Origin of the sequence: Pseudoalteromonas sp. MMG006, assembly GCF_018101025.1 — a bacterium.
Classification (GTDB): domain Bacteria; phylum Pseudomonadota; class Gammaproteobacteria; order Enterobacterales; family Alteromonadaceae; genus Pseudoalteromonas.
The window spans coordinates 100,568-119,492 of the sequence record NZ_JAGJEJ010000009.1; the positions used below are offsets into that span (position 1 = coordinate 100,568).

The 18,925-nt window shown below is 39.3% G+C and carries 20 protein-coding genes; 4 read left to right on the forward strand and 16 right to left on the reverse strand.

All coding sequences use genetic code 11. The features are described from left to right. Positions 1 to 26: 26 nt before the first annotated feature. The 4 genes from J8L73_RS10820 to argC are packed head-to-tail and all read right to left on the reverse strand — an operon-like array spanning position 27 to position 3,944. Entirely contained in the window at positions 27 to 1,229 is a 1,203-nt protein-coding gene (locus J8L73_RS10820; protein WP_211016989.1) for an argininosuccinate synthase, read from the reverse strand. Then, a complete protein-coding gene (locus J8L73_RS10825) occupies positions 1,226 to 2,158 on the reverse strand; it encodes an ornithine carbamoyltransferase (protein ID WP_211000872.1) in 933 nt (310 codons plus the stop codon). Before J8L73_RS10825 ends, J8L73_RS10820 begins: the two co-directional genes overlap by 4 nt. 7 nt (positions 2,159 to 2,165) lie before the next feature. Next, entirely contained in the window at positions 2,166 to 2,933 is a 768-nt protein-coding gene (argB, locus tag J8L73_RS10830; RefSeq protein WP_211000873.1) for an acetylglutamate kinase, read from the reverse strand. Then, the gene (argC, locus tag J8L73_RS10835; RefSeq protein ID WP_211016991.1) at positions 2,934 to 3,944 is read right to left on the reverse strand and encodes an N-acetyl-gamma-glutamyl-phosphate reductase; all 1,011 of its coding nucleotides are present in this window, start codon (positions 3,942 to 3,944) and stop codon (positions 2,934 to 2,936) included. 224 nt (positions 3,945 to 4,168) lie between these two features. On the opposite strand from argC, the gene argE reads away from it, so the two are divergent. Continuing rightward, a complete protein-coding gene (gene argE, locus J8L73_RS10840; protein ID WP_211016993.1) occupies positions 4,169 to 5,320 on the forward strand; it encodes an acetylornithine deacetylase in 1,152 nt (383 codons plus the stop codon). A gap of 65 nt (positions 5,321 to 5,385) precedes the next feature. Here the strand turns inward: argE and panP are convergent, their stop codons facing one another. Beyond that, positions 5,386 to 7,014, reverse strand: coding sequence for a pyridoxal-dependent aspartate 1-decarboxylase PanP (gene panP / locus J8L73_RS10845; protein WP_211017001.1), 1,629 nt, complete (start codon positions 7,012 to 7,014; stop codon positions 5,386 to 5,388). A 266-nt stretch (positions 7,015 to 7,280) separates the two neighbouring features. Between panP and J8L73_RS10850 the strand changes: the two genes are divergently transcribed. After that, positions 7,281 to 9,164, forward strand: a complete 1,884-nt coding sequence (locus tag J8L73_RS10850) for a GGDEF domain-containing protein (protein ID WP_211017003.1) — start codon at positions 7,281 to 7,283, stop codon at positions 9,162 to 9,164. Here the strand turns inward: J8L73_RS10850 and J8L73_RS10855 are convergent. From J8L73_RS10855 to folB, 8 genes are all read right to left on the reverse strand, one after another. Next, positions 9,161 to 9,826 (reverse strand): SAM-dependent methyltransferase, encoded by a 666-nt coding sequence (locus tag J8L73_RS10855; protein WP_211017005.1) that lies wholly within the window; start codon positions 9,824 to 9,826, stop codon positions 9,161 to 9,163. The two genes, J8L73_RS10850 and J8L73_RS10855, sit on opposite strands and share 4 nt — an antisense overlap. Then, positions 9,826 to 10,593, reverse strand: a complete 768-nt coding sequence (locus tag J8L73_RS10860) for an ABC transporter permease (RefSeq protein WP_058548677.1) — start codon at positions 10,591 to 10,593, stop codon at positions 9,826 to 9,828. Before J8L73_RS10860 ends, J8L73_RS10855 begins: the two co-directional genes overlap by 1 nt. Then, complete coding sequence (locus tag J8L73_RS10865) at positions 10,594 to 11,523, reverse strand: ABC transporter ATP-binding protein (RefSeq protein ID WP_211017007.1); 930 nt, start codon at positions 11,521 to 11,523, stop codon at positions 10,594 to 10,596. Beyond that, entirely contained in the window at positions 11,523 to 12,143 is a 621-nt protein-coding gene (locus J8L73_RS10870; protein ID WP_211000880.1) for a flavin prenyltransferase UbiX, read from the reverse strand. Before J8L73_RS10870 ends, J8L73_RS10865 begins: the two co-directional genes overlap by 1 nt. Position 12,144: 1 nt before the next feature. Continuing rightward, positions 12,145 to 13,500, reverse strand: coding sequence for a UDP-N-acetylmuramate:L-alanyl-gamma-D-glutamyl-meso-diaminopimelate ligase (mpl, locus tag J8L73_RS10875; RefSeq protein ID WP_211017009.1), 1,356 nt, complete (start codon positions 13,498 to 13,500; stop codon positions 12,145 to 12,147). Positions 13,501 to 13,673: 173 nt separating this feature from the next. Further along, the gene (locus tag J8L73_RS10880; RefSeq protein WP_211017010.1) at positions 13,674 to 14,474 is read right to left on the reverse strand and encodes an undecaprenyl-diphosphate phosphatase; all 801 of its coding nucleotides are present in this window, start codon (positions 14,472 to 14,474) and stop codon (positions 13,674 to 13,676) included. After that, positions 14,471 to 14,959 (reverse strand): 2-amino-4-hydroxy-6-hydroxymethyldihydropteridine diphosphokinase, encoded by a 489-nt coding sequence (gene folK, locus J8L73_RS10885; RefSeq protein WP_211017012.1) that lies wholly within the window; start codon positions 14,957 to 14,959, stop codon positions 14,471 to 14,473. The genes J8L73_RS10880 and folK overlap by 4 nt, the downstream gene beginning before the upstream one ends. Beyond that, positions 14,960 to 15,319 carry a dihydroneopterin aldolase gene (folB, locus tag J8L73_RS10890; RefSeq protein WP_089346926.1) on the reverse strand — a complete coding sequence of 120 codons (360 nt, stop codon included), beginning with the start codon at positions 15,317 to 15,319 and terminating at the stop codon, positions 14,960 to 14,962. It abuts the gene before it with no gap. Between the two features lie 231 nt (positions 15,320 to 15,550). Between folB and plsY the strand changes: the two genes are divergently transcribed. Continuing rightward, positions 15,551 to 16,159 (forward strand): glycerol-3-phosphate 1-O-acyltransferase PlsY, encoded by a 609-nt coding sequence (gene plsY / locus J8L73_RS10895; protein WP_211000886.1) that lies wholly within the window; start codon positions 15,551 to 15,553, stop codon positions 16,157 to 16,159. Positions 16,160 to 16,161: 2 nt separating this feature from the next. Here plsY and tsaD read toward each other — a convergent pair whose 3' ends face one another. Genes tsaD through J8L73_RS10910 form a run of 3 tightly spaced genes read right to left on the reverse strand, consistent with a single transcriptional unit; the run spans position 16,162 to position 18,146 of the window. Continuing rightward, entirely contained in the window at positions 16,162 to 17,175 is a 1,014-nt protein-coding gene (tsaD, locus tag J8L73_RS10900; protein WP_211017014.1) for a tRNA (adenosine(37)-N6)-threonylcarbamoyltransferase complex transferase subunit TsaD, read from the reverse strand. A 37-nt stretch (positions 17,176 to 17,212) separates the two neighbouring features. Then, positions 17,213 to 17,803 carry a YjaG family protein gene (locus J8L73_RS10905; RefSeq protein ID WP_211000888.1) on the reverse strand — a complete coding sequence of 197 codons (591 nt, stop codon included), beginning with the start codon at positions 17,801 to 17,803 and terminating at the stop codon, positions 17,213 to 17,215. After that, on the reverse strand, positions 17,796 to 18,146 hold the full coding sequence (locus J8L73_RS10910; protein ID WP_211000889.1) for a DUF2007 domain-containing protein: 351 nt from the start codon (positions 18,144 to 18,146) through the stop codon (positions 17,796 to 17,798). Before J8L73_RS10910 ends, J8L73_RS10905 begins: the two co-directional genes overlap by 8 nt. An 85-nt stretch (positions 18,147 to 18,231) precedes the next feature. Between J8L73_RS10910 and J8L73_RS10915 the strand changes: the two genes are divergently transcribed. After that, on the forward strand, positions 18,232 to 18,654 hold the full coding sequence (locus J8L73_RS10915; RefSeq protein ID WP_211000890.1) for a DUF2721 domain-containing protein: 423 nt from the start codon (positions 18,232 to 18,234) through the stop codon (positions 18,652 to 18,654). Positions 18,655 to 18,925 lie beyond the last annotated feature (271 nt).

Sequence of the window (18,925 nt, forward strand, 5' to 3'; positions counted from 1 at the left end):
CCCTTTTACAAGGGGCTATAAATAATTTACTTTTTAGCCATTGCTGAAATTCTGCTCGAAAGCGAGAATAAACGAATAAAGCCTTCAGCGTGCGATTGGTCATACACATCATCTTCACCAAAGGTAGCAAAGTCTTCGCTGTATAAGCTATTAGGTGATTTTTTCTGGACAGCTGTCACTTGGCCTTTGTAAAGCTTAAGTACAACTTCACCCGTTGCTAGTGTAGACAGTGCTTCTGCGCCCGCTAAAATAGAATCTTTAAGAGGTGTAAACCAACGACCATCATAAACTAAGTGTGAAAACTCACCGCCCAGTACTTCTTTCCACTTACGGCTAGATTTATCAAGTACTAGCTCGTCAATGGCTTGCAGTGCCGCCATAATAACGGTGCCACCTGGTGTTTCGTAACAACCGCGCGATTTCATGCCGACTAAACGATTTTCTACAATATCTACACGGCCAACACCATGAGGTGCAGCAATGTCGTTTAATTTAACTAAACAGTCGTAAGGTTTAAGCTCTTCACCATTTACCGCAACCACTTCACCTTCAATAACAGTAAGCGTTACATGCTCTGCTTTATCAGGTGCTTGCTCTGGAGAGTTAGTCCAAGTCCATACTTGGTCGCTCGGCTCACACCATGGGTCTTCAAGCTCACCACCTTCGTGAGAAATATGCCATGCGTTAGCATCACGGCTGTATATTTTTGTTGCAGAAGCAGAGCACGGAATATCACGCTCAGCTAAGTAATCTAGTAATGATTCACGACTCGATAAGTCCCACTCACGCCATGGCGCAATTACTTTTAAATCGGGTGCAAGCGCTGCAAAGCACGATTCAAAACGTACTTGGTCGTTACCTTTACCAGTACAACCATGAGAAAGGGCATCGGCACCTACTTTACGTGCAATTTCAACTTGCGCTTTAGCAATGATTGGACGCGCCATAGAGGTACCCAATAAATAAGTACCTTCGTAAATTGAGCCGGTTTTAAGTGTTGGGTAAATGTACTCACTTACCATTTCATCTTTTAAGTCAACCACGTAACACTCAGATGCACCTGATGCGATTGCTTTAGCTTCTACGCCTTCAAGCTCTTCAGCGCCTTGGCCTACATCAGCAACAAACGCGATTACTTCACAGCCGTAGTTTTCTTTTAACCATGGCACGATAGCCGACGTATCAAGACCACCTGAATAGGCTAAAACGACTTTTTTAATTGAACTCATAGGTGTTCCTTAACAAAATTTGGATTTAGTAATGTAACTAGCAGAGCATTTTGCGCATGCATGCGATTTTCTGCTTGTTGAATAATTTTAGATGCTGGGCCATCCATTACCTCAGAGGTAATTTCAAACTCACGGTGTGCCGGTTGGCAATGTAATACCGTAGTCGCACCTGTTTGATCTAGCAATGCTTGGTTTAACTGATAAGGCATGTACTTTTCTTTTACAAGCTCAAGTGGCGTGTCATCCCCCATTGAAACCCACGTATCGGCGTAAACAACGTTTGCGCCAACAGCCGCTTCAACTCGGTCGCTTACCATTACTGATGCGCCATTCATTGCTGCTATTTGTTCAGCCTTTTTAAGAATTTGCGAATCAGGCGAGCTGCCTTTTGGCGTTACTGCCACAAAATCAGTACCAAGCGTTGCCGCTAATAGCATAAGTGAGTGAGTTACATTATTGCCCTCACCTAAATAAGCGACTTTAAGCTCGCTCACATCGCCATGTACTTCTTGAAGCGTTAAAAAATCAGCCAATGCTTGGCATGGGTGATATAAATCACATAAGCTATTAACCACAGGTACAGAAGAGTATTCACCTAGTGTTGTTAACGTGCTGTGCTGATTAACACGCGCTACAATACCATCAGCCCATGTAGAAATATTAAGTGCGAAATCTTTTACAGACTCACGTGCGCCCATAGCGCCGTTTTGCTGATCTAAATATACAGCGTGACCACCTAAACGATTAATACCAATATCAAACGATAAACGCGTACGTAAACTTTGTTTTTCAAATAACGTAACAACTGACTTGCCCGCTAATACTTGGCTGTATTTTTCTGGATTTGCTTTTAAATCACGCGCTAGCTTTAGTAAGTTAAGTGCGCCTTCTTGGTCTAATTCTAGACCCGTTAAAAAATTATCTAACATGGTAACCCTATGGTGTAATCTTTGTTCCGACATGCTCGCCTTGTAGCAAAGCAGTTAAGTTTTCTGGCTTTTGCCAACTGGAAATATACACACCTCGTCGTAAATGTTGGGCAGCGTGTAGGCTGGTCTTCACTTTGACCTCCATTCCGCCCAAAATTACTCCTTCATTAATTAAAGTATCAATGTGTTTTGTGTCAAGTTGATGTAACGGCTGCTTATTTTTATCAAGCACTGCTTCTACATCTGTCATAAATATAAGTTCTGCGTTTAAGTTGCTGGCAATCGCTGCTGCAGCTTCATCGGCATTCACGTTGTACCAATTACCTTGCTCGTCAAATCCGATTGAGCTCACAATAGGTAGACGGCCAACTTTGAGTAAATCGGTAACGATAGAATCATCATTACTTTTACATTTGCCTACTTGGCCAAGTGCTTTTAACTTTTGCGAGGCCATAACCCCAGCTTCATAAAGACTTAGCCCAACTGGTTTGTGCCCAGCATTTATTGCTTGGCTTACAAGTTGTTTATTAGCACAGCCAGCAAGTGCGCCTACAATGTACGGCATTTGCTCTTTTGGGCTAATACGCAGGCCCTGATGTTTTGCACTAGCAAAGCCTGCCTGCTTTAGCCATGTATCAACTAAAGAGCCGCCTCCATGCACAATGACAAACTCATCATTTTGCTGTTCATTTAAAACATCAAATAAAGCTTTAGCTGCATTTTCTATATTAAGTACAGCACCACCCAATTTAATTACCCACGTTTTTTTGCTCATTTAAAACGCTCCTTTTAAACCAGTAGTATGTTTTAAATTCATTGATAAGTTGATGCACTGTAATGCTTGGCCTGCTGCGCCTTTTAATAAATTATCAATAGCAGACATAACGATTAACTGCGTTCCTTGTTGTTGCCAACCAATATCCACATACGGTTGTTTTGCAACACCTTTAATAGACGGTATTTTATCGCCTAACAAACGAATTAATGGCTCATCAGCAAGTACTTTATAAGCGTCTAAAACGTTTTCCTTGGTAACGTTTGGCTTAAGTTGTACATAAATAGTTTCTAAAATACCGCGCGGGAAATTACCTAAATGCGGAGTAAATAACACTTTATGACCTAAGTGCTGTTCAATCTCTGGACCATGGCGGTGGTTGAATAACCCATAAGGAGCAAGTGATACTTCACAAAAGTGAGTGCCTACGCTTGCTTTACGCCCTGCTCCCGTTACCCCTGATACAGCATTAATAATAATATTTTCATCACTTAATAAATCGGCTTGTTTAAGAGGCTTTAGTGCATTAAGTGCCGCAGTTGGATAGCAACCTGCAACTGCAACGAGTTGTGCATTTGCTATAGCATCACTATTCCATTCCGCTAAGCCGTAGGCCGCTTCGTTTAGTAGTTCAGGATGTTGATGCTCAAAACCATAGTAAGTAACGTAATCGTCGTTGCTTGCAAGGCGATAGCCACCTGATAAATCAAATACCTTTTTATCCATCGCTAAAAATTTTGGCGCTAAATCTACACTAACCTTATGATCTGTACATAAACAGACATAGTCAGCGCTATTATTAATGTCATCAAATGCTGAAGCGCTAAGAGGAAGTAAAGGCTTATCGAGTAAACCTAGGTGCTCAGGATAAAGATCGCTTAGTAGTTTATTTTTATCTAAACTACCTTCAGATACATAACAACCTGCTAATTTAAGATGTGGGTGATTAGCAACTAAGCTTGCTAACTCTGCGCCGCTGTAACCGCTTGCGCCAATAATTACTACATTCATTGATTACTCGTTATTTTAAAATGTGTGATTAATAAATATGTTGTTCGCTTAAATTAGCTTAGACGCTAAATTAAGACTTAATTTAATGAATTTGTAGGTTATCGTCGCATTATTATCATGGCGTTACTTTAATATATTTATGCTTAAAAAGTGAATTGATATTCATCATAAATACTTTTATATTGTTATGCAATTAAATTGAATAATAATTTTGGATTTTTTTTATGCCTTTGCCTTCGTTTATTTCTATGTACCAACAGCTCATTGCAGCTCCCTCTATTAGCGCAATAGAAGATACGCTTTGTATGAGTAATAAAAACGTAATTGAACTGCTTGCACAGTGGTGTGAAAGCTTAGGCTTTACTTGTGAAATTATAGAGTTAGAAGGTGGTAAAGGTCGCTATAACTTATTAGCCAAACGCGGACAAGGTGATGGCGGTTTAATGCTTGCAGGACACACCGATACAGTACCGTTTGATGACAGCCGCTGGAACCACGATCCATTTAAATTAACAGAGCATAATAATAAACTGTATGGACTAGGCAGTATTGATATGAAAGGTTTTTTTGCTTTCGTCCTGCAAGCGATTAGTGAACTTGATGAAAAGCAACAAACACAGCCAATTTTGATACTTGCCACTGCCGATGAAGAAACGACAATGGCAGGGGCACAGCAAATTTGTAAGCACCCTAATTTAAAACCTGCACGCTGTATAATTGGCGAACCTACTGATATGACGCCAGTATTTACACACAAGGGGCATATGAGTACTGCAATAAGAGTGGTTGGACGCTCTGGTCATAGCTCCGATCCTGAACGTGGTCTCAACGCCATCGAAGTCATGCATAAAGTAACTACAAAATTACTAAACTTAAAAGAGCAATTAAAGAATAAATATTCAGTTGAGCACTTCGAAATCCCTTACCCTACATTAAATTTAGGTCATATACACGGTGGCGATAACGCCAACAGAATTTGTGGCTGCTGCGAAATGCACATAGACATGCGTCCGCTCCCAGGGTTAAGTATAAAAGACTTACAAGCACTGCTTATAGATGCAACTAAAGAGATTAATGATCAATACCCTAATGCAGTGAGCGTTATAGATTTACACGATCCTATACCTGCATTTAGCGGCAGCACCGACAGCGCCCTAGTTAAAATGGCAGAAAAAATAGCGGGACAAAAAGCGGTTGCAGTAAACTATTGTACTGAAGCACCTTTTATACAACAACTTGGCTGTGAAACAATCGTTATGGGGCCGGGCTCAATTAATCAAGCCCATCAACCTGATGAGTTTTTAGCAATGGAAAAAATAAACCCATCGCAAAAGATTATTACCGATATTATAAAGGCTAATTGCTTTAACGATTAAAATAATTACGCTTTAAAAATAACAAAGGCGCCAATTGGCGCCTTTGTTTTAGCAACTTCTAAAAGTTACTGCATATATTTGCTTAGGTACTTTTTAAATACCGGATCTGATTTTGCTAACTCTTTTTGCTCAGCTAAAATTTCTTTCAAAATTTTGCCTGAGGTAAGTGGGTTAGCAAGTACCACCCTAAATACAACTGTAGGCTGATTATCGTATTGAGCGGGTGTTAAACGCGTTCTCGATACAAACGAGCGACCCGATTCACGCTGGCGTTTTTGCATACTAGCAGTAAAACGATTGAGCGATGCAAAAATATCAATCCGTGTTTTTTCATCAGCCTGTGTAATGGCTTGCTTTATTTTTTTAGGCACATAACGATAGGTTAATAAGCACAGTTCTGGCTCTGAAATAAGCTCAAAATCTTCATCAGCTTTTATTAAATCAGCAAAGTTATGCGCTTTTTTAATACTGCGATCAATTAGCATTTCATAGCCTTTACGGCCAATAACGCGTAAGCAAGCATGCACTAACATAGCCATACCTGGTCGGCTACCTTCAAGCGTATGGCTACCTAAATCTTTTGAGCCTTTACGCAATATATACTCAGCGTGATGCTCAATTGCATCGGTAGCCGCAGGGTCTTTAAACAGCACTAAACCCGCGCCCATTGGTACATACATTTGTTTGTGTGCATCTATGGTAATAGAGTCTGCGCGCTCAACCCCTTTTAAAAGTGGGCGGTGTGTTTGCGATAAAAGAGTCGCCCCACCCCAAGCAGCGTCCACATGAAAGTGGCAATTAATTTCTTGTGCTAAGTCGGCCATATCGTCGAGTGGATCTATATTGCCTGTTTCGGTAGTACCCGCAACACCAATAATAGCCATGACTTTAATACCTTGCGCTTCAAGCTCTAAGGCTTTTTCACGCATAGCAGCAACATCGACTTTGTTATTTTTACAGGTTTTAATACCGATTAAGTTTTCACGGCCAATTCCTAGTAAATCTACAGACTTACCAAGTGAGTAATGCCCACGTTCAGAAATTAATACAGCTAACCCTTTATAACCATAATGTAACATGCCAGCAATTAAGCCCTGCGCACCAATTCCTTTAAAATCACCTTCAGGCTTTAATAAGCGATTTCGTGCAATCCAAAGCGCTGTAATGTTAGCTACTGTGCCACCAGAACAAAAAGCGCCTAAGGATGTTTTAGCGCTGTGCATCCATTTAGAATAAAAACTATCATCTTGGCCGTAAGCTAAATGGTGCATCATCCCAAGTACTTGTCGTTCAAGCGGTGTAAACGCTTTTGAAGTTTCTATTTTTACTAAATTTTGATTAAGACCAACCATTAATTTTGAAAGGGGCAATAAAAAGTGCGGCAATGCCGAGGTCATATGCCCAATAAAGCTTGGCGCAGCCGTATGCACAGAATGGGCAACTAATTGCTCCATAATGTCTTGTGCATAGGCAGAGACAAACGTTGGATCTTCTGGGATCACTGCCGATTGAAAGTCTTTTTCAATCTCGTGTAATGGTTTCTCAATTGCCGCAATATTTTCGTTTAGAAATCCTGCTAAATTACTCGAAATTTCAAGCTCAATTTTGCTTAAAGTTGAGTCTGGCGCTTCAGGTACAGTAAATATACGCTTAAGGCTTTCTTTAGAGGCGACGGCACAACGCTTTTGATCCATCTTTATACCTAGTGTGTGTGTAGCTAAAACACGTGTTTACCTATTAAAAATGTCAAACTAAGACGTTATTTTAAGCAACAGTGTTTCTTTAAAAATTGCGCTAACTTTACTGCAATATAACTAAAATGTCTCGTTTAAACCCATAAAAGCAATCAAAGCGGAGGTAAAAAAATGATAATTTAATTAATATCCTACTAAAGCGAATTATTTATTGGGCATTTTTTCATTTTGCGTATAATAAATTTGATAACAAAAAAGGGACACGTATGCTTAAAGGAAGAGTGAAAGTTAGTTGGATTATGGCCGGGTTTAGCTTATTTTTAATAAGCTTGCTTACCTATGTTTACTACACCTACCAAACTACACGTGCTGAAATAATGCAATCGGTCGATAATCGTTTACTAAATGCAGCCACCAGCGTTAAACATATTCTAGGCGAAGAATACTTAATAGCTGTAAACGAAGGTGCTAATATAAGTTTTGCTGAGTACCAAACTAAAAGTAAACAGCTTTCTGAATTTTCTCGCGCACTTGATATTGCCTATGTTTATTCAATGATACTAAAAGACGGCAAAGTATATTTTAGCTCATCAAGCTATACCCAAGACGATCAAAATGACGGCAAAGTAACTCAACTTTTAGATCTCTACCCTGAAGCTACCGACGCTAACATTAGCGCTTTTTATTCTACTGAACCCGTGTTTGAAATTTCGAGCGACCAGTGGGGACATTTCAAAACCATTTTTATCCCTTTTGTTGACCCAGTTAACGGCAAAACCTACCTGACCGGTGCCGATATAACTATCTATAACTTAAACCAACAACTTAAAGAAAGTGTATCGAAGGCCGCTGCTATGGCGAGTTTTTTCTTTTTTATCGCTATTTTAGTGGCCGCTATATATGTTTATTTACTTAAACGCTCGCTAGCGACGGATTCAAGTACTGGCTTTTCAAACCATATAGCGCTTGAATACTACATAAAAAAAAGCAATGCTCATCACATGCAATTAGCCGTAATTTGGGTTAATGAAATAGAAGATATAAATAGTTTTTACGGCACTGAAGTGGGTGATAGAGTGATGAAAAACTTGCTCACTCACTTTAAACTGCGCAGCTCTGTAAATTGCTATATATATCGTTTAGCTACCAATAAAATTGTACTACTTGCGCCTAAAGAGATGAGCAATGACGAGTTCACTGAATTTGTTAAAACCTATAACTTTAATACGCCCGTTTTAACCGACCCTTTTATTTATATAACTTTATGTGCAGGGATCGCCAGCGGTAACAAATCATTACTACTTGAAAATGCCCATATTGCAGCACTTCAAGCTAAACAGGGCCGACACAGTATCGTTAATTACTCAAAAGCCCTGCACGATGTAAAAACTCAATATCAGTACAATGTAGAAATGGCAAAAGAAGTACGCGAAGCATTTGATAACAACCGTATAGTGCCGCACTTTCAGCCAATAGTTGATACAACTACAGATAAAGTTATCCAATATGAATGTTTAGCACGCATGGTAACGGCGCAGGGAGAAATACTAAAACCAGATGCATTTTTGAATGTGGTCACTCGCTCAAGAATGGATGGCTTACTAACTCGTACTATATTTTCTCAGTGCATAAGCCGCTTTAGAAAAACCAACATTTGCTGGAGCCTAAATATAACCGCGCAAGATATGCTTGACCCCAATTTAAGCGAATTCATTGCTTATGAACTTAAACGTTATCCGCATCCAAACAATATCACCCTAGAGCTTTTAGAAACCCAAGCTATTGCTAACTTTTCAGAAGTAAAAGCGTTTATTGGTATGGTTAAAGCAAAAGGTGTAAAAGTAATTATTGATGACTTTGGTAGCGGCTATTCAAATATATCAAACGTACTAAAACTTGAAGTAGATGGCATTAAGTTAGACGGTGCATTAATAAAACAAATAGTGAACGATAAAGATATTTACTTATTTATCGAGCATATAGCAAGTTTTGCAAACAAATTAGGGCTAAAACTAGTCGCTGAGTCTGTTGAAAACACCACGATAGTCACAGCACTTAAAAAAGCAAATGTGACGCTGATGCAAGGTAATTACTTTGCTCAACCAGCGCCACACGTTAATACTATAACGGAAGAAGAAACAATACTCTAAAGGCTAATAACTAAGCGGTGACTTTGTTGGCCACTGGCCCAGTATTTACGCTCAAAGGGTGTAATTGCATCATCTGACTCATACAATGTTACATCGCAAGGGTTGCCAGTTAATGCCAGGGCCCTTGCAAATTCTTTAACATAAATATCCCAGTTACTGCGTACTTCTAATTGTCCGCCTAGTTTAACAATAAACGGAAAAATAGCTGCACCATGCCACCTACGCTGGATATGCTTAGATTTAGGCCATGGGTTAGGGTATAGCAAATAATGATGTGTAGGCTGCCAGTTAGCTGCAACCGCTAAACGCCAAAAGTCGTTTAAATCGGCTTGCACTAAAATATACTGCCCGCTATCTGTTTGCTTGTATTCTACGTCGTGTTTATCAAGTCGGTGTGACGATTTATCAATACCAATAACCAATGCATCGGGGTGACGCTTAGCTAAATTCGCACTACTTTCACCTACTCCACAACACGAGTCTAAAATAAGCGGGCCATTAAAGGCCTGCACTTTAGCGTTTACTTCATCAAACGCTTTTTGTGTGTGCTCAGCAATTGGCTTTTTAAACTCAGCGTTTAAATGTTTATTTACTATTTCATCAAGCTTCTCGTGAATACCCGCTTGGTTAGATACAATACTGCGTGAATTTGCATCGCTCATTAGTGTCTTAGCCCCACACCTTTTTTAATTAAAGTAAGCGCTAAAGTAAATAACACCGTAATAAACACTAAAATAACCCCAAGTGCTACGCTTAAATCAACATCTGACACACCTAAAAAACCGTAACGAAACGCATTAACCATGTATATAATGGGGTTGATTTGTGACACATTTTGCCAAAATTCAGGCAATAGTGTAATCGAATAAAATACACCGCCTAAGTAAGTTAATGGCGTTAGTATGAAGGTGGGGATAATGCTGATATCATCAAAACTATTTGCGTAAATCGCGTTAATTAACCCACCTAATGCAAATACAGCTGACGTTAAAATAACCGTCGCCATAATTACGAATATATTGTGTATTTGAATATCAACAAATAACAGCGATACACAGGTCACTATAAAGCCAACCATCATGCCCCGTGTCATACCACCGCCCATATAGCCAAGTACAATAATATAATTAGGTACAGGTGCAACAAGTAGCTCTTCTATACTTTTTTGAAATTTAGTGGAGTAAAAACTAGAGGCCACATTGGAGTAGGAGTTAGTTATGACCGACATCATTATAAGCCCAGGTACAATAAACTCCATGTAGCTAAAACCGCCCATGTCGCCAATGCGTGAGCCAATTAAATTACCAAAAATAACAAAGTACAAGCTCATCGTAATTGCTGGCGGTACTAGGGTTTGCACCCAAATACGTAAAAAACGAATACACTCTTTAATCCATAAACTTTTTAGCGCTACGCCATATTTAAACATTTATTCGCCCCGCCCTTGCTCTAGTAATCCTACAAATAACTCTTCTAATCTGTTTGCTTTGTTACGCATGCTTAATACCGTATTACCTTGCTCAGTAAGCGCACTAAATACTGCATTTAAGCCTTGTGACTTAGCTACTTCGACTTCAATTGTATGATCGTCCGTCATTGTAAATTTATAACCTGCAAGCGTTACTGGGTTGGCTGGCATTTTTAAATCTAAAATAAAGGTTTCTTTATCAAGCTTTGCAAGCAGCGCTTTAATCGTCGTGTTTTCAACAATGCGACCAGTATCAATAATGGCAATGTTTTTACACAACAACTCTGCCTCTTCAAGGTAATGGGTTGTTAAGATAATGGTAACGCCTTGCTCATTAATTTGACGTAAAAATTCCCACATTGAACGACGAAGCTCTATATCTACCCCTGCTGTTGGTTCATCAAGTATAAGTAGCTTTGGCTCGTGCATAAGTGCGCGAGCAATCATTAATCGGCGCTTCATGCCACCTGAAAGCGTGCGTGCCTGCTTGTCTTTTTTCTCAAGTAAACCTAGTTGCTTTAAATACTTATCAGCGCGTTTGTGCGCCTCGCTGCGAGTAACACCGTAATAACCGGCTTGGTTAACCAGTATTTGGCCTAACGTTTCAAACTGGCTAAAGTTAAACTCTTGCGGAACAAGCCCTAAATGCGCTTTAGCTGCCTCTAAGTCTGTATCAATATTGTGCCCAAATACTTCAACCTTGCCTTTTGTTTTATTAACCAAAGACGATATAACACCTATGGTGGTCGATTTACCCGCGCCATTGGGGCCTAATAAAGCAAAAAAATCGCCCTCATTAACTTGTAAATCAACCCCTTTAATAGCCTCTACGCCATTTTTATAAACCTTGGTCAGGCCTTCTATATTTAAAGCAATATTTTGCTTACTCATTATTTACCCTCACCATAACCCCAACGTTTTGTTAGGTTATGTTCAATGTTTAAATGATCTAAAATTCGCGCCACCATAAAATCAACTAAATCTTCAATGCTTTGCGGTTTATGATAGAAACCAGGCGCAGCGGGCATAATAGTCACTCCTAAACGAGATAACTTAAGCATATTTTCCAAATGGATCTCGTTGAATGGCGTTTCGCGAGGTACTAAAATTAGCTGTCCGCGTTCTTTAATAACCACATCGGCAGCACGCTCTAATAAGTTATCTGATGCGCCTACTGCAATTGCCGAAACAGAGCCTGCACTACATGGGCATACTACCATTTTTTTAGGTGCAGCAGAGCCGGAGGCTACCGGACTAAACCAGTTATCTTTACCAAATACTTTTAATTGCTCAGCTTTAGCGTTAAATAACGTGCTTAGCTGCTCTGTTGCTTTGTCTTCGTTGCCTGATAATTTAATGTTTGATTCAGTATCAAGTACCACTCGCGCTGCACTTGATATGAGTACATATACTTGAAATTGCTGTTCAATCAATACTTCTAACAATTTTAAACCGTAAGGGGCACCTGAGGCACCACTAAATGCGAGGGTAATTTTATCTTTAAATTGCACACTATTCTCCGCTGAATTTATTGGATAAACCGTCAACTAGTTGTTGATGTAAACCATTAAAACCGCCGTTACTCATAATTAAAATGTGTTGATTAGGCTGTATGTTTTCAAGCGCTATATCAACAATTGCTTTTGTGCTGTTAATGCATTGCATACCAGCCTTATCAGCTTGCTCTTTCAGTGACCAGCTTAAGTTATCTGGCTCAAATAAAAGCACATCGTCAGCATCGCGTAGCGAATCTAGCAATGTATGCTGATGCACGCCCATTTTCATGGTATTTGAACGGGGCTCTAAAATAGCGATAATTTTTTCATCGCCCACTTTTGCTCGAAGCCCAGCAAGTGTGGTTTTAATGGCTGTTGGGTGATGCGCAAAATCATCGTAAACTTTAATGTTACTTATATCTGCTTTGAGCTCCATTCGCCTTTTAGGGCTAATAAACTCCCCAAGCGCAGCAATACTATTCTCTATAGCAATACCTACATGGCGCGCAGCAGCGATAGCCATAATCGCATTTTTTACATTATGCTCGCCAATTGCCTGCCAATTAACAGTGCCCTGGCTTTCGTTATTTAACAGTACATTAAATTCACTACCGTCAGCTTTTAATAACTCGTACGTCCAATCGCCATCAAGTGTTTCACTTTCACTCCACAAGCCTTGATTAATAACATCGCTCAGTGCTATATCTTGCTGTGGCCAAATAACTTTGCCGCTTTGGGGTAATGTACGCATTAAGTGATGAAATTGTTTTTTAATTGCATTTAAATTTTCAAAAATATCTGCGTGATCAAATTCTAGATTATTTAAAATTAGCGTACGCGGTAAATAATGAACAAACTTACTACGCTTATCAAAAAAGGCGGTATCGTATTCATCGGCTTCAATTACAAAAAACGGAGTTTCGCCCACTTTGGCCGACACACCAAAATTTTGAACTATGCCACCAATTAAAAAACCTGGTTTTAAACCTGCATATTCAAGTATCCACGCCAGCATACTCGCTGTCGTAGTTTTGCCATGCGTACCAGCAACCGCAAGCACCCAAGAGTCTTGCAGTAAGTTATGCTTAAGCCACTCAGGTCCTGATGTGTAAGGTAGGCCATTATCTAACACATACTCTACACACGGGTTACCACGGCTCATTGCATTACCAATTACCACCATATCTGGCTTGGGCTCTAACTGGTTTACGTTGTAACCTTGAGTCAGCTCAATACCTAACTCTTCAAGTTGCGTGCTCATTGGCGGATAAACATTTTGATCCGACCCAGTTACCTTATGGCCAAGTGATTTAGCTATAGCTGCTATACCGCCCATAAAGGTGCCGCAAATGCCTAAAATATGTATATGCATAACTTTTATTTAATCCTTCACTGCTTTGCACATCTGCAAATTTAATGGCGCTATAATGCCAAATTTCGCGCTTAGTTACTATGCACGTATACACAATTCACTAATGCCTAAATACGGCTAATTAGAAATAAAAAAGCCCTCTTAACAAAGAGGGCTTTTACTTTTAAGCTAAACTACAGCGTTAAAAATACAATTAACCCTACACCAAGTAACAACCTGTAAATCACAAATGGCAACATTCCCATTCGCTCAATTACTTTTAAAAACATAAATATACATGCATAAGCTGATAAAAACGAAAGCACTACACCTAGTAATAATGTGCTCCAATCAACTACGTGGTCACCTAGCGCAAGCTCAGCAGTGTAATAAAGGCCCATCATAGAAATAATAGGTATTGCTAATAAAAATGAAAAGCGCGCGGCGCTTTGCTTATTCATGCCTAGCATTAAACCAGCAGTCATGGTGATACCTGAGCGAGAAGTTCCTGGGATCATGGCAACAGCTTGTGCAAAGCCGATAATAAGTGCCGTTTTCCAGTTAAGCTGATAAATCGTTTTAATTTGCTTGCCCTTAGCATCTGCGTACCAAAGCAATAAACCAAATACGATTGTGGTGGTTGCTATTACCCAAGCACTGCGAAGATAAAGCTCAACAAAGTCTTTTAAAAGCAAGCCCAATATAGCAGCAGGAATAGTACCAAGAATAATCCACCAACCTAACTTACTATCATCTGTAGTACCTTGTTCACCAAACGATTTAAACCAAGCACCCAGTATATCGGCAACTTCTTTTCTAAAATAAATGACTACGGCGATTAATGTACCTACATGTACTGCCACATCAAAAGCTAAACCTTGATCTTCCCAGCCTAATATTTGCGAAGGTAAAATTAAATGTGCTGAGCTTGAGATAGGTAAAAACTCAGTAAACCCTTGTATCAGGGCTAAAACAATTATTTCTATAATACTCATGGGTTAGAAAACTCCACCTTCCATAGCCTTTGTTTAGGGTTGTTATACTCACTCCAAAGCTTGGCTATGGTTTGCTTAGCTACAGGGTGATAAAAGTTTGGCGCCACTTCAGACAATGGCTGAAGAACAAATGCATTTTTTGTAATTTCGTCACGTGGTAATTGTGCTGGAGAGTCGCAAATAACATCATCGTAAAATAATAAGTCTAAATCGAGAGTACGAGGGCTAAACTTTTTATCATGCGCGTTACGCCCATTATCTCGCTCTATTTGCTTTAATAACTTACATACATTTTCAAGTGGCATTGACGTAGACGCAGCAACTACCGAGTTATAAAAGTTATTGCCTGCAAAGCCGACTGCCTCACTTTCATAAACAGAAGAATGCACTAAATCAGAAAAGTGCTGTTCAAGCGCCACAAGCGCACAGCGAATATAATGTGCTTTATTTATATTTGAGCCTAAGCTGATATAAATTTGCGCCATTTAGCTCATGGCCTTAGTGCGAGTAATTTCAACACCCACCGTATTGGCTTGGGCAACAGCTGCGGGCTTGCTCACTTTAATTGTTACCTGCGGCGTATTAAACTCAGTCAGTATAATTTTAGCTAATTGCTCAACTAACGTTTCGAGCAATTCAACGGGCTTAGCTGTTGTGTGCTCTATTACACGCTCACTTACTTTTGCATAATCGAGCGCTAAATTAATGTCATCACTTGCAGCTGCAGGTTTTATATCGCTGAGCATTTCAATATCAAAATAAAGGCTTTGTTTACTTTCTTTTTCAAAGTCGTACACTCCAATAATTGTGTCGACGTGTAGCTGAGATATAAATACCTTATCCATTGATACTCCAAATAACACTAAACAACTCAGCAAACATATAAAGCATCAATGAAATTAATACTGTATATGGTTTAACCAGTGTTTAAATATGTAAAAATAACTTCTACAATAGCCAAATGGCTAAGTTAACTGAAAAAATATAACAGTTATAATTTTTACGATAAATTTTGCCGCCAATAATAGCTTAAAAGTGCTACCAATGGGTATAGTAATTCAAAAATAAGGGGCCTTGTGTTAACCATTTTATTGTTTGTTTTAGCCTACTTACTAGGGTCGATTTCCTCGGCTATTTTAGTATCACGGTTATTCAAACTACCCGATCCACGTAATAGCGGTTCTAATAACCCCGGTGCTACCAACGTATATCGTTTAGGTGGTGCTTTTCCTGCATGCTTGGTATTGGTTTTTGATATTTTAAAAGGCACTATCCCTGTTTGGGGCGCTTACTTTTTAAAGCTTGAACCTTTAGAGCTTGGCTTAGTGGCTGTAGCTGCATGTTTAGGGCATATGTACCCTGTATTTTTTAGTTTTAAAGGCGGAAAAGCAGTCGCGACGGCATTTGGTTCATTGCTACCGATTGGATTATCTCTGGCTGGTTTATTAATTTGTACTTGGTTGGTTATTGTTGCAATAACACGTTACTCTTCTCTTGCTGCGCTTGTAGCAGTCTCTTTAGCGCCACTATATACTTGGTTAATAAAACCGCTTTACACCTTGCCTGTGGCGTTTATTACGCTGTTAATCATTTTTCGCCACCGCACTAATATAATTCGTTTATTTAGCGGAGATGAACCAAAAGTGGGCGCTAAAAAAGCCCCCACTGATAACAAAAAACACTAGCTTTAAATAGCTTCTAAGCTATCTATTGGCCAACGTGGTTTTGTTTTCATATCTAGGCTAGCAAATTGGCCGGCCTTTAAACGCTGCATACCTGCATAAGCAATCATCGCACCATTATCTGTGCAAAACTCTGTGCGAGGATAATATACTTGCCCTTTCATACCGTGCATTACGCGCTCTAGCTGTAAACGCAACTGTGTATTTGCACTAACCCCACCGGCAATAACTAAACGTTTAATACCCGTTTGTTTTAGCGCCCGCTTACATTTTATTACTAAAGTATCTATTACTGCAGTTTGAAATGCATGAGCTATATCTGCTTTTGTTTGCGCGTCGTCGTCATTTTCACGAATAGCAATAGAAGCAGCTGTTTTGAGTCCGCTAAAACTAAAGTCAAGGCCGGGTTTATCTGTCATTGGACGCGGAAATACAAAACGCTTTGCAACGCCTTGTTCTGCCATTTTAGCTAAGCGTGGGCCTCCTGGGTAATCAAGCCCTAATAATTTCGCCGTTTTATCAAACGCTTCCCCTGCTGCATCATCTACCGACTCACCTAGTACTTCGTATTGCCCAATGCCTGCAACTTTCACCATCATGGTGTGGCCACCAGACACAAGTAAAGCAATAAAGGGAAATTCAGGTACGTTTTCTTCAAGCATAGGCGCAAGTAAATGCCCTTCCATGTGATGCACAGCAACAGCTGGAATGTCCCAACCATAAGCTAAAGAGCGACCAATAGAAGTACCAACGAGTAAAGCACCAACCAAACCAGGGCCTGCAGTATAGGCAATACCGTCTAAATCTTCAGAGCCGCAACCAGCTTGCGCAAAAGCTGCGTCAATAAGGGGTAATGTTTTACGAACGTGATCGCGCGATGCAAGCTCTGGTACTACACCACCATAATCTGCATGTACTTTAACTTGGCTGTATAATTGGTGAGCCAATAAGCCTTTTTCATCATCGTAAATCGCAATACCGGTTTCATCACACGATGACTCAATGCCTAAAATTCGCACTGTACTTCTCCTGCCTTTTTATCACTACTTAATGTGTTTATAACGCCAAACCAATATTAGTTTGTCCATCTGCAATAGCTTGCTTTTTAAGTGCTTTAACGTTTTCTGAGGTAATACGTCCCATATTTTCAACAAAGTCGATTAGCTCCCCGAGCACGTCAATTTCGTATTGCATTAATGGGTGTTCGCGCACTGCTTTATTGTCAGCTATTTCGCCTTCAACAGTCATTTGGTACTCAATAAAACGCGCCACTGTAGCCTGCGATATTTTACTTACGCTGATAAATTCTTGCTCGTCTTGTCCCATAAGGCCATGCATAAGGCTTAATAAAGAGGTCGCCGCATCTATTGCAGGGTAAGTACCAAACATATCAAAGTCAGCAAGTTCAGGAACATTCGGCTCAATTTTTTCAACTTGTTTTTCAAGATCAATTTTACTTTTAGGTAATAATATTTTTTCCCAACAAACATTAAGTGCACTACGCAATAATGCTTCATCACCAAAACCTGTAGCCTCACTAAATAAGCCATAGTTTGGTAACATACGCTCAATTAAAGCACTTGCTAACACAGCCTTTTGTAAGTAGTTTAGCTCTCTAATACGTTGAAAATTATTCGCTTTAGTCATTCTTTACAGTCTCACATGACCAACAGAAATCAAATGTTGATCCATTATGCTCATTGCAGTTAGGGCATACCCAATCTGGAGCGGATTGTTTTACTTGCTGATAGTTTACCAATATTTCGCGCGCGTGGCGCTCTTTTATCGCATAAACCTGCACACTAACTTGGGTTTGCTCAAATGGGATTTCACCTAACGCACCTTGTAACATTTCACCTTGAATTTGACACTCTATGCCAGCACTCAAAATAAGCCCTTTTACAATATTTGCTTCAAGATTATTGTCGGCTTTATAGAGTGTTACCCAATGAAATGCATTTTGAGAATTATCTGTATTAATATTTTGCAATTATCACCTCATTTGTTTTGCGTTTACAATATCCTACGATACTCTACTAAGTTGTATAGTAAGTAACTTTTTTAGGATAAAAACAATGACGCTAACAACCCCTGGCCTACTTTTTCCGGCAATTTCACTTCTGTTACTTGCTTATACAAACCGTTTTTTAGTTTTAGCGCAATTAATTAGAGAGTTAAATTCGCGAGAAGGTGAATCAATACGTCCTGTAGTTGTTGCTCAAATTACTAACTTGAGAAAGCGAATAAAGCTAATACGTACAATGCAAGTGTATGGTGTTGCCTCATTTTTACTGTGCACGCTATCAATGTTCGCATTATTTATTGAATTTAACACTACGGGTATTATTTTGTTTGGCGTAAGTTTAGCTTGCTTAAGCTTGTCGCTATTAACTTCTCTTTTTGAAATACACATATCGTGTGATGCTATTGAAATAGAGCTACAAAGCATTGAAAACAAGCCATTAAGTAATAGAGTAAATCGTAACTTCGTAAAGTAAAACTTAGGTAGAGCGAACAACTTTTAATGATAACGATGCCTGGTGGTACTTTCCTTTTAGAAATATACTTTTTCATTATTTAGAATAGTCAGCTTGTTTTTTACTACTAACTTACTGACTAAAAATAACTTTTAAATATTATTCGTTGTATAAAAATAAATAAATAATAATGAACAACTAGCCTTTGTTAAATAAGGCAATACTATTTGGTCGCTTTTCTCTTTAATTAATACTTAAAGGGGGGTATCCTGCTTTTAAGATGCATAAATTT

What these genes read in the sequence shown, in the direction of transcription:
- J8L73_RS10820 (WP_211016989.1), bottom strand. Translation starts at nt 1,229, where the DNA reads ATGAGTTCAATTAAAAAAGTCGTTTTAGCCTATTCAGGTGGTCTTGAT.
- J8L73_RS10825 (WP_211000872.1), bottom strand. Translation starts at nt 2,158, where the DNA reads ATGTTAGATAATTTTTTAACGGGTCTAGAATTAGACCAAGAAGGCGCA.
- argB (WP_211000873.1), bottom strand. Translation starts at nt 2,933, where the DNA reads ATGAGCAAAAAAACGTGGGTAATTAAATTGGGTGGTGCTGTACTTAAT.
- argC (WP_211016991.1), bottom strand. Translation starts at nt 3,944, where the DNA reads ATGAATGTAGTAATTATTGGCGCAAGCGGTTACAGCGGCGCAGAGTTA.
- argE (WP_211016993.1), top strand. Translation starts at nt 4,169, where the DNA reads ATGCCTTTGCCTTCGTTTATTTCTATGTACCAACAGCTCATTGCAGCT.
- panP (WP_211017001.1), bottom strand. Translation starts at nt 7,014, where the DNA reads ATGGATCAAAAGCGTTGTGCCGTCGCCTCTAAAGAAAGCCTTAAGCGT.
- J8L73_RS10850 (WP_211017003.1), top strand. Translation starts at nt 7,281, where the DNA reads ATGCTTAAAGGAAGAGTGAAAGTTAGTTGGATTATGGCCGGGTTTAGC.
- J8L73_RS10855 (WP_211017005.1), bottom strand. Translation starts at nt 9,826, where the DNA reads ATGAGCGATGCAAATTCACGCAGTATTGTATCTAACCAAGCGGGTATT.
- J8L73_RS10860 (WP_058548677.1), bottom strand. Translation starts at nt 10,593, where the DNA reads ATGTTTAAATATGGCGTAGCGCTAAAAAGTTTATGGATTAAAGAGTGT.
- J8L73_RS10865 (WP_211017007.1), bottom strand. Translation starts at nt 11,523, where the DNA reads ATGAGTAAGCAAAATATTGCTTTAAATATAGAAGGCCTGACCAAGGTT.
- mpl (WP_211017009.1), bottom strand. Translation starts at nt 13,500, where the DNA reads ATGCATATACATATTTTAGGCATTTGCGGCACCTTTATGGGCGGTATA.
- J8L73_RS10880 (WP_211017010.1), bottom strand. Translation starts at nt 14,474, where the DNA reads ATGAGTATTATAGAAATAATTGTTTTAGCCCTGATACAAGGGTTTACT.
- folK (WP_211017012.1), bottom strand. Translation starts at nt 14,959, where the DNA reads ATGGCGCAAATTTATATCAGCTTAGGCTCAAATATAAATAAAGCACAT.
- folB (WP_089346926.1), bottom strand. Translation starts at nt 15,319, where the DNA reads ATGGATAAGGTATTTATATCTCAGCTACACGTCGACACAATTATTGGA.
- J8L73_RS10905 (WP_211000888.1), bottom strand. Translation starts at nt 17,803, where the DNA reads ATGACTAAAGCGAATAATTTTCAACGTATTAGAGAGCTAAACTACTTA.
- J8L73_RS10915 (WP_211000890.1), top strand. Translation starts at nt 18,232, where the DNA reads ATGACGCTAACAACCCCTGGCCTACTTTTTCCGGCAATTTCACTTCTG.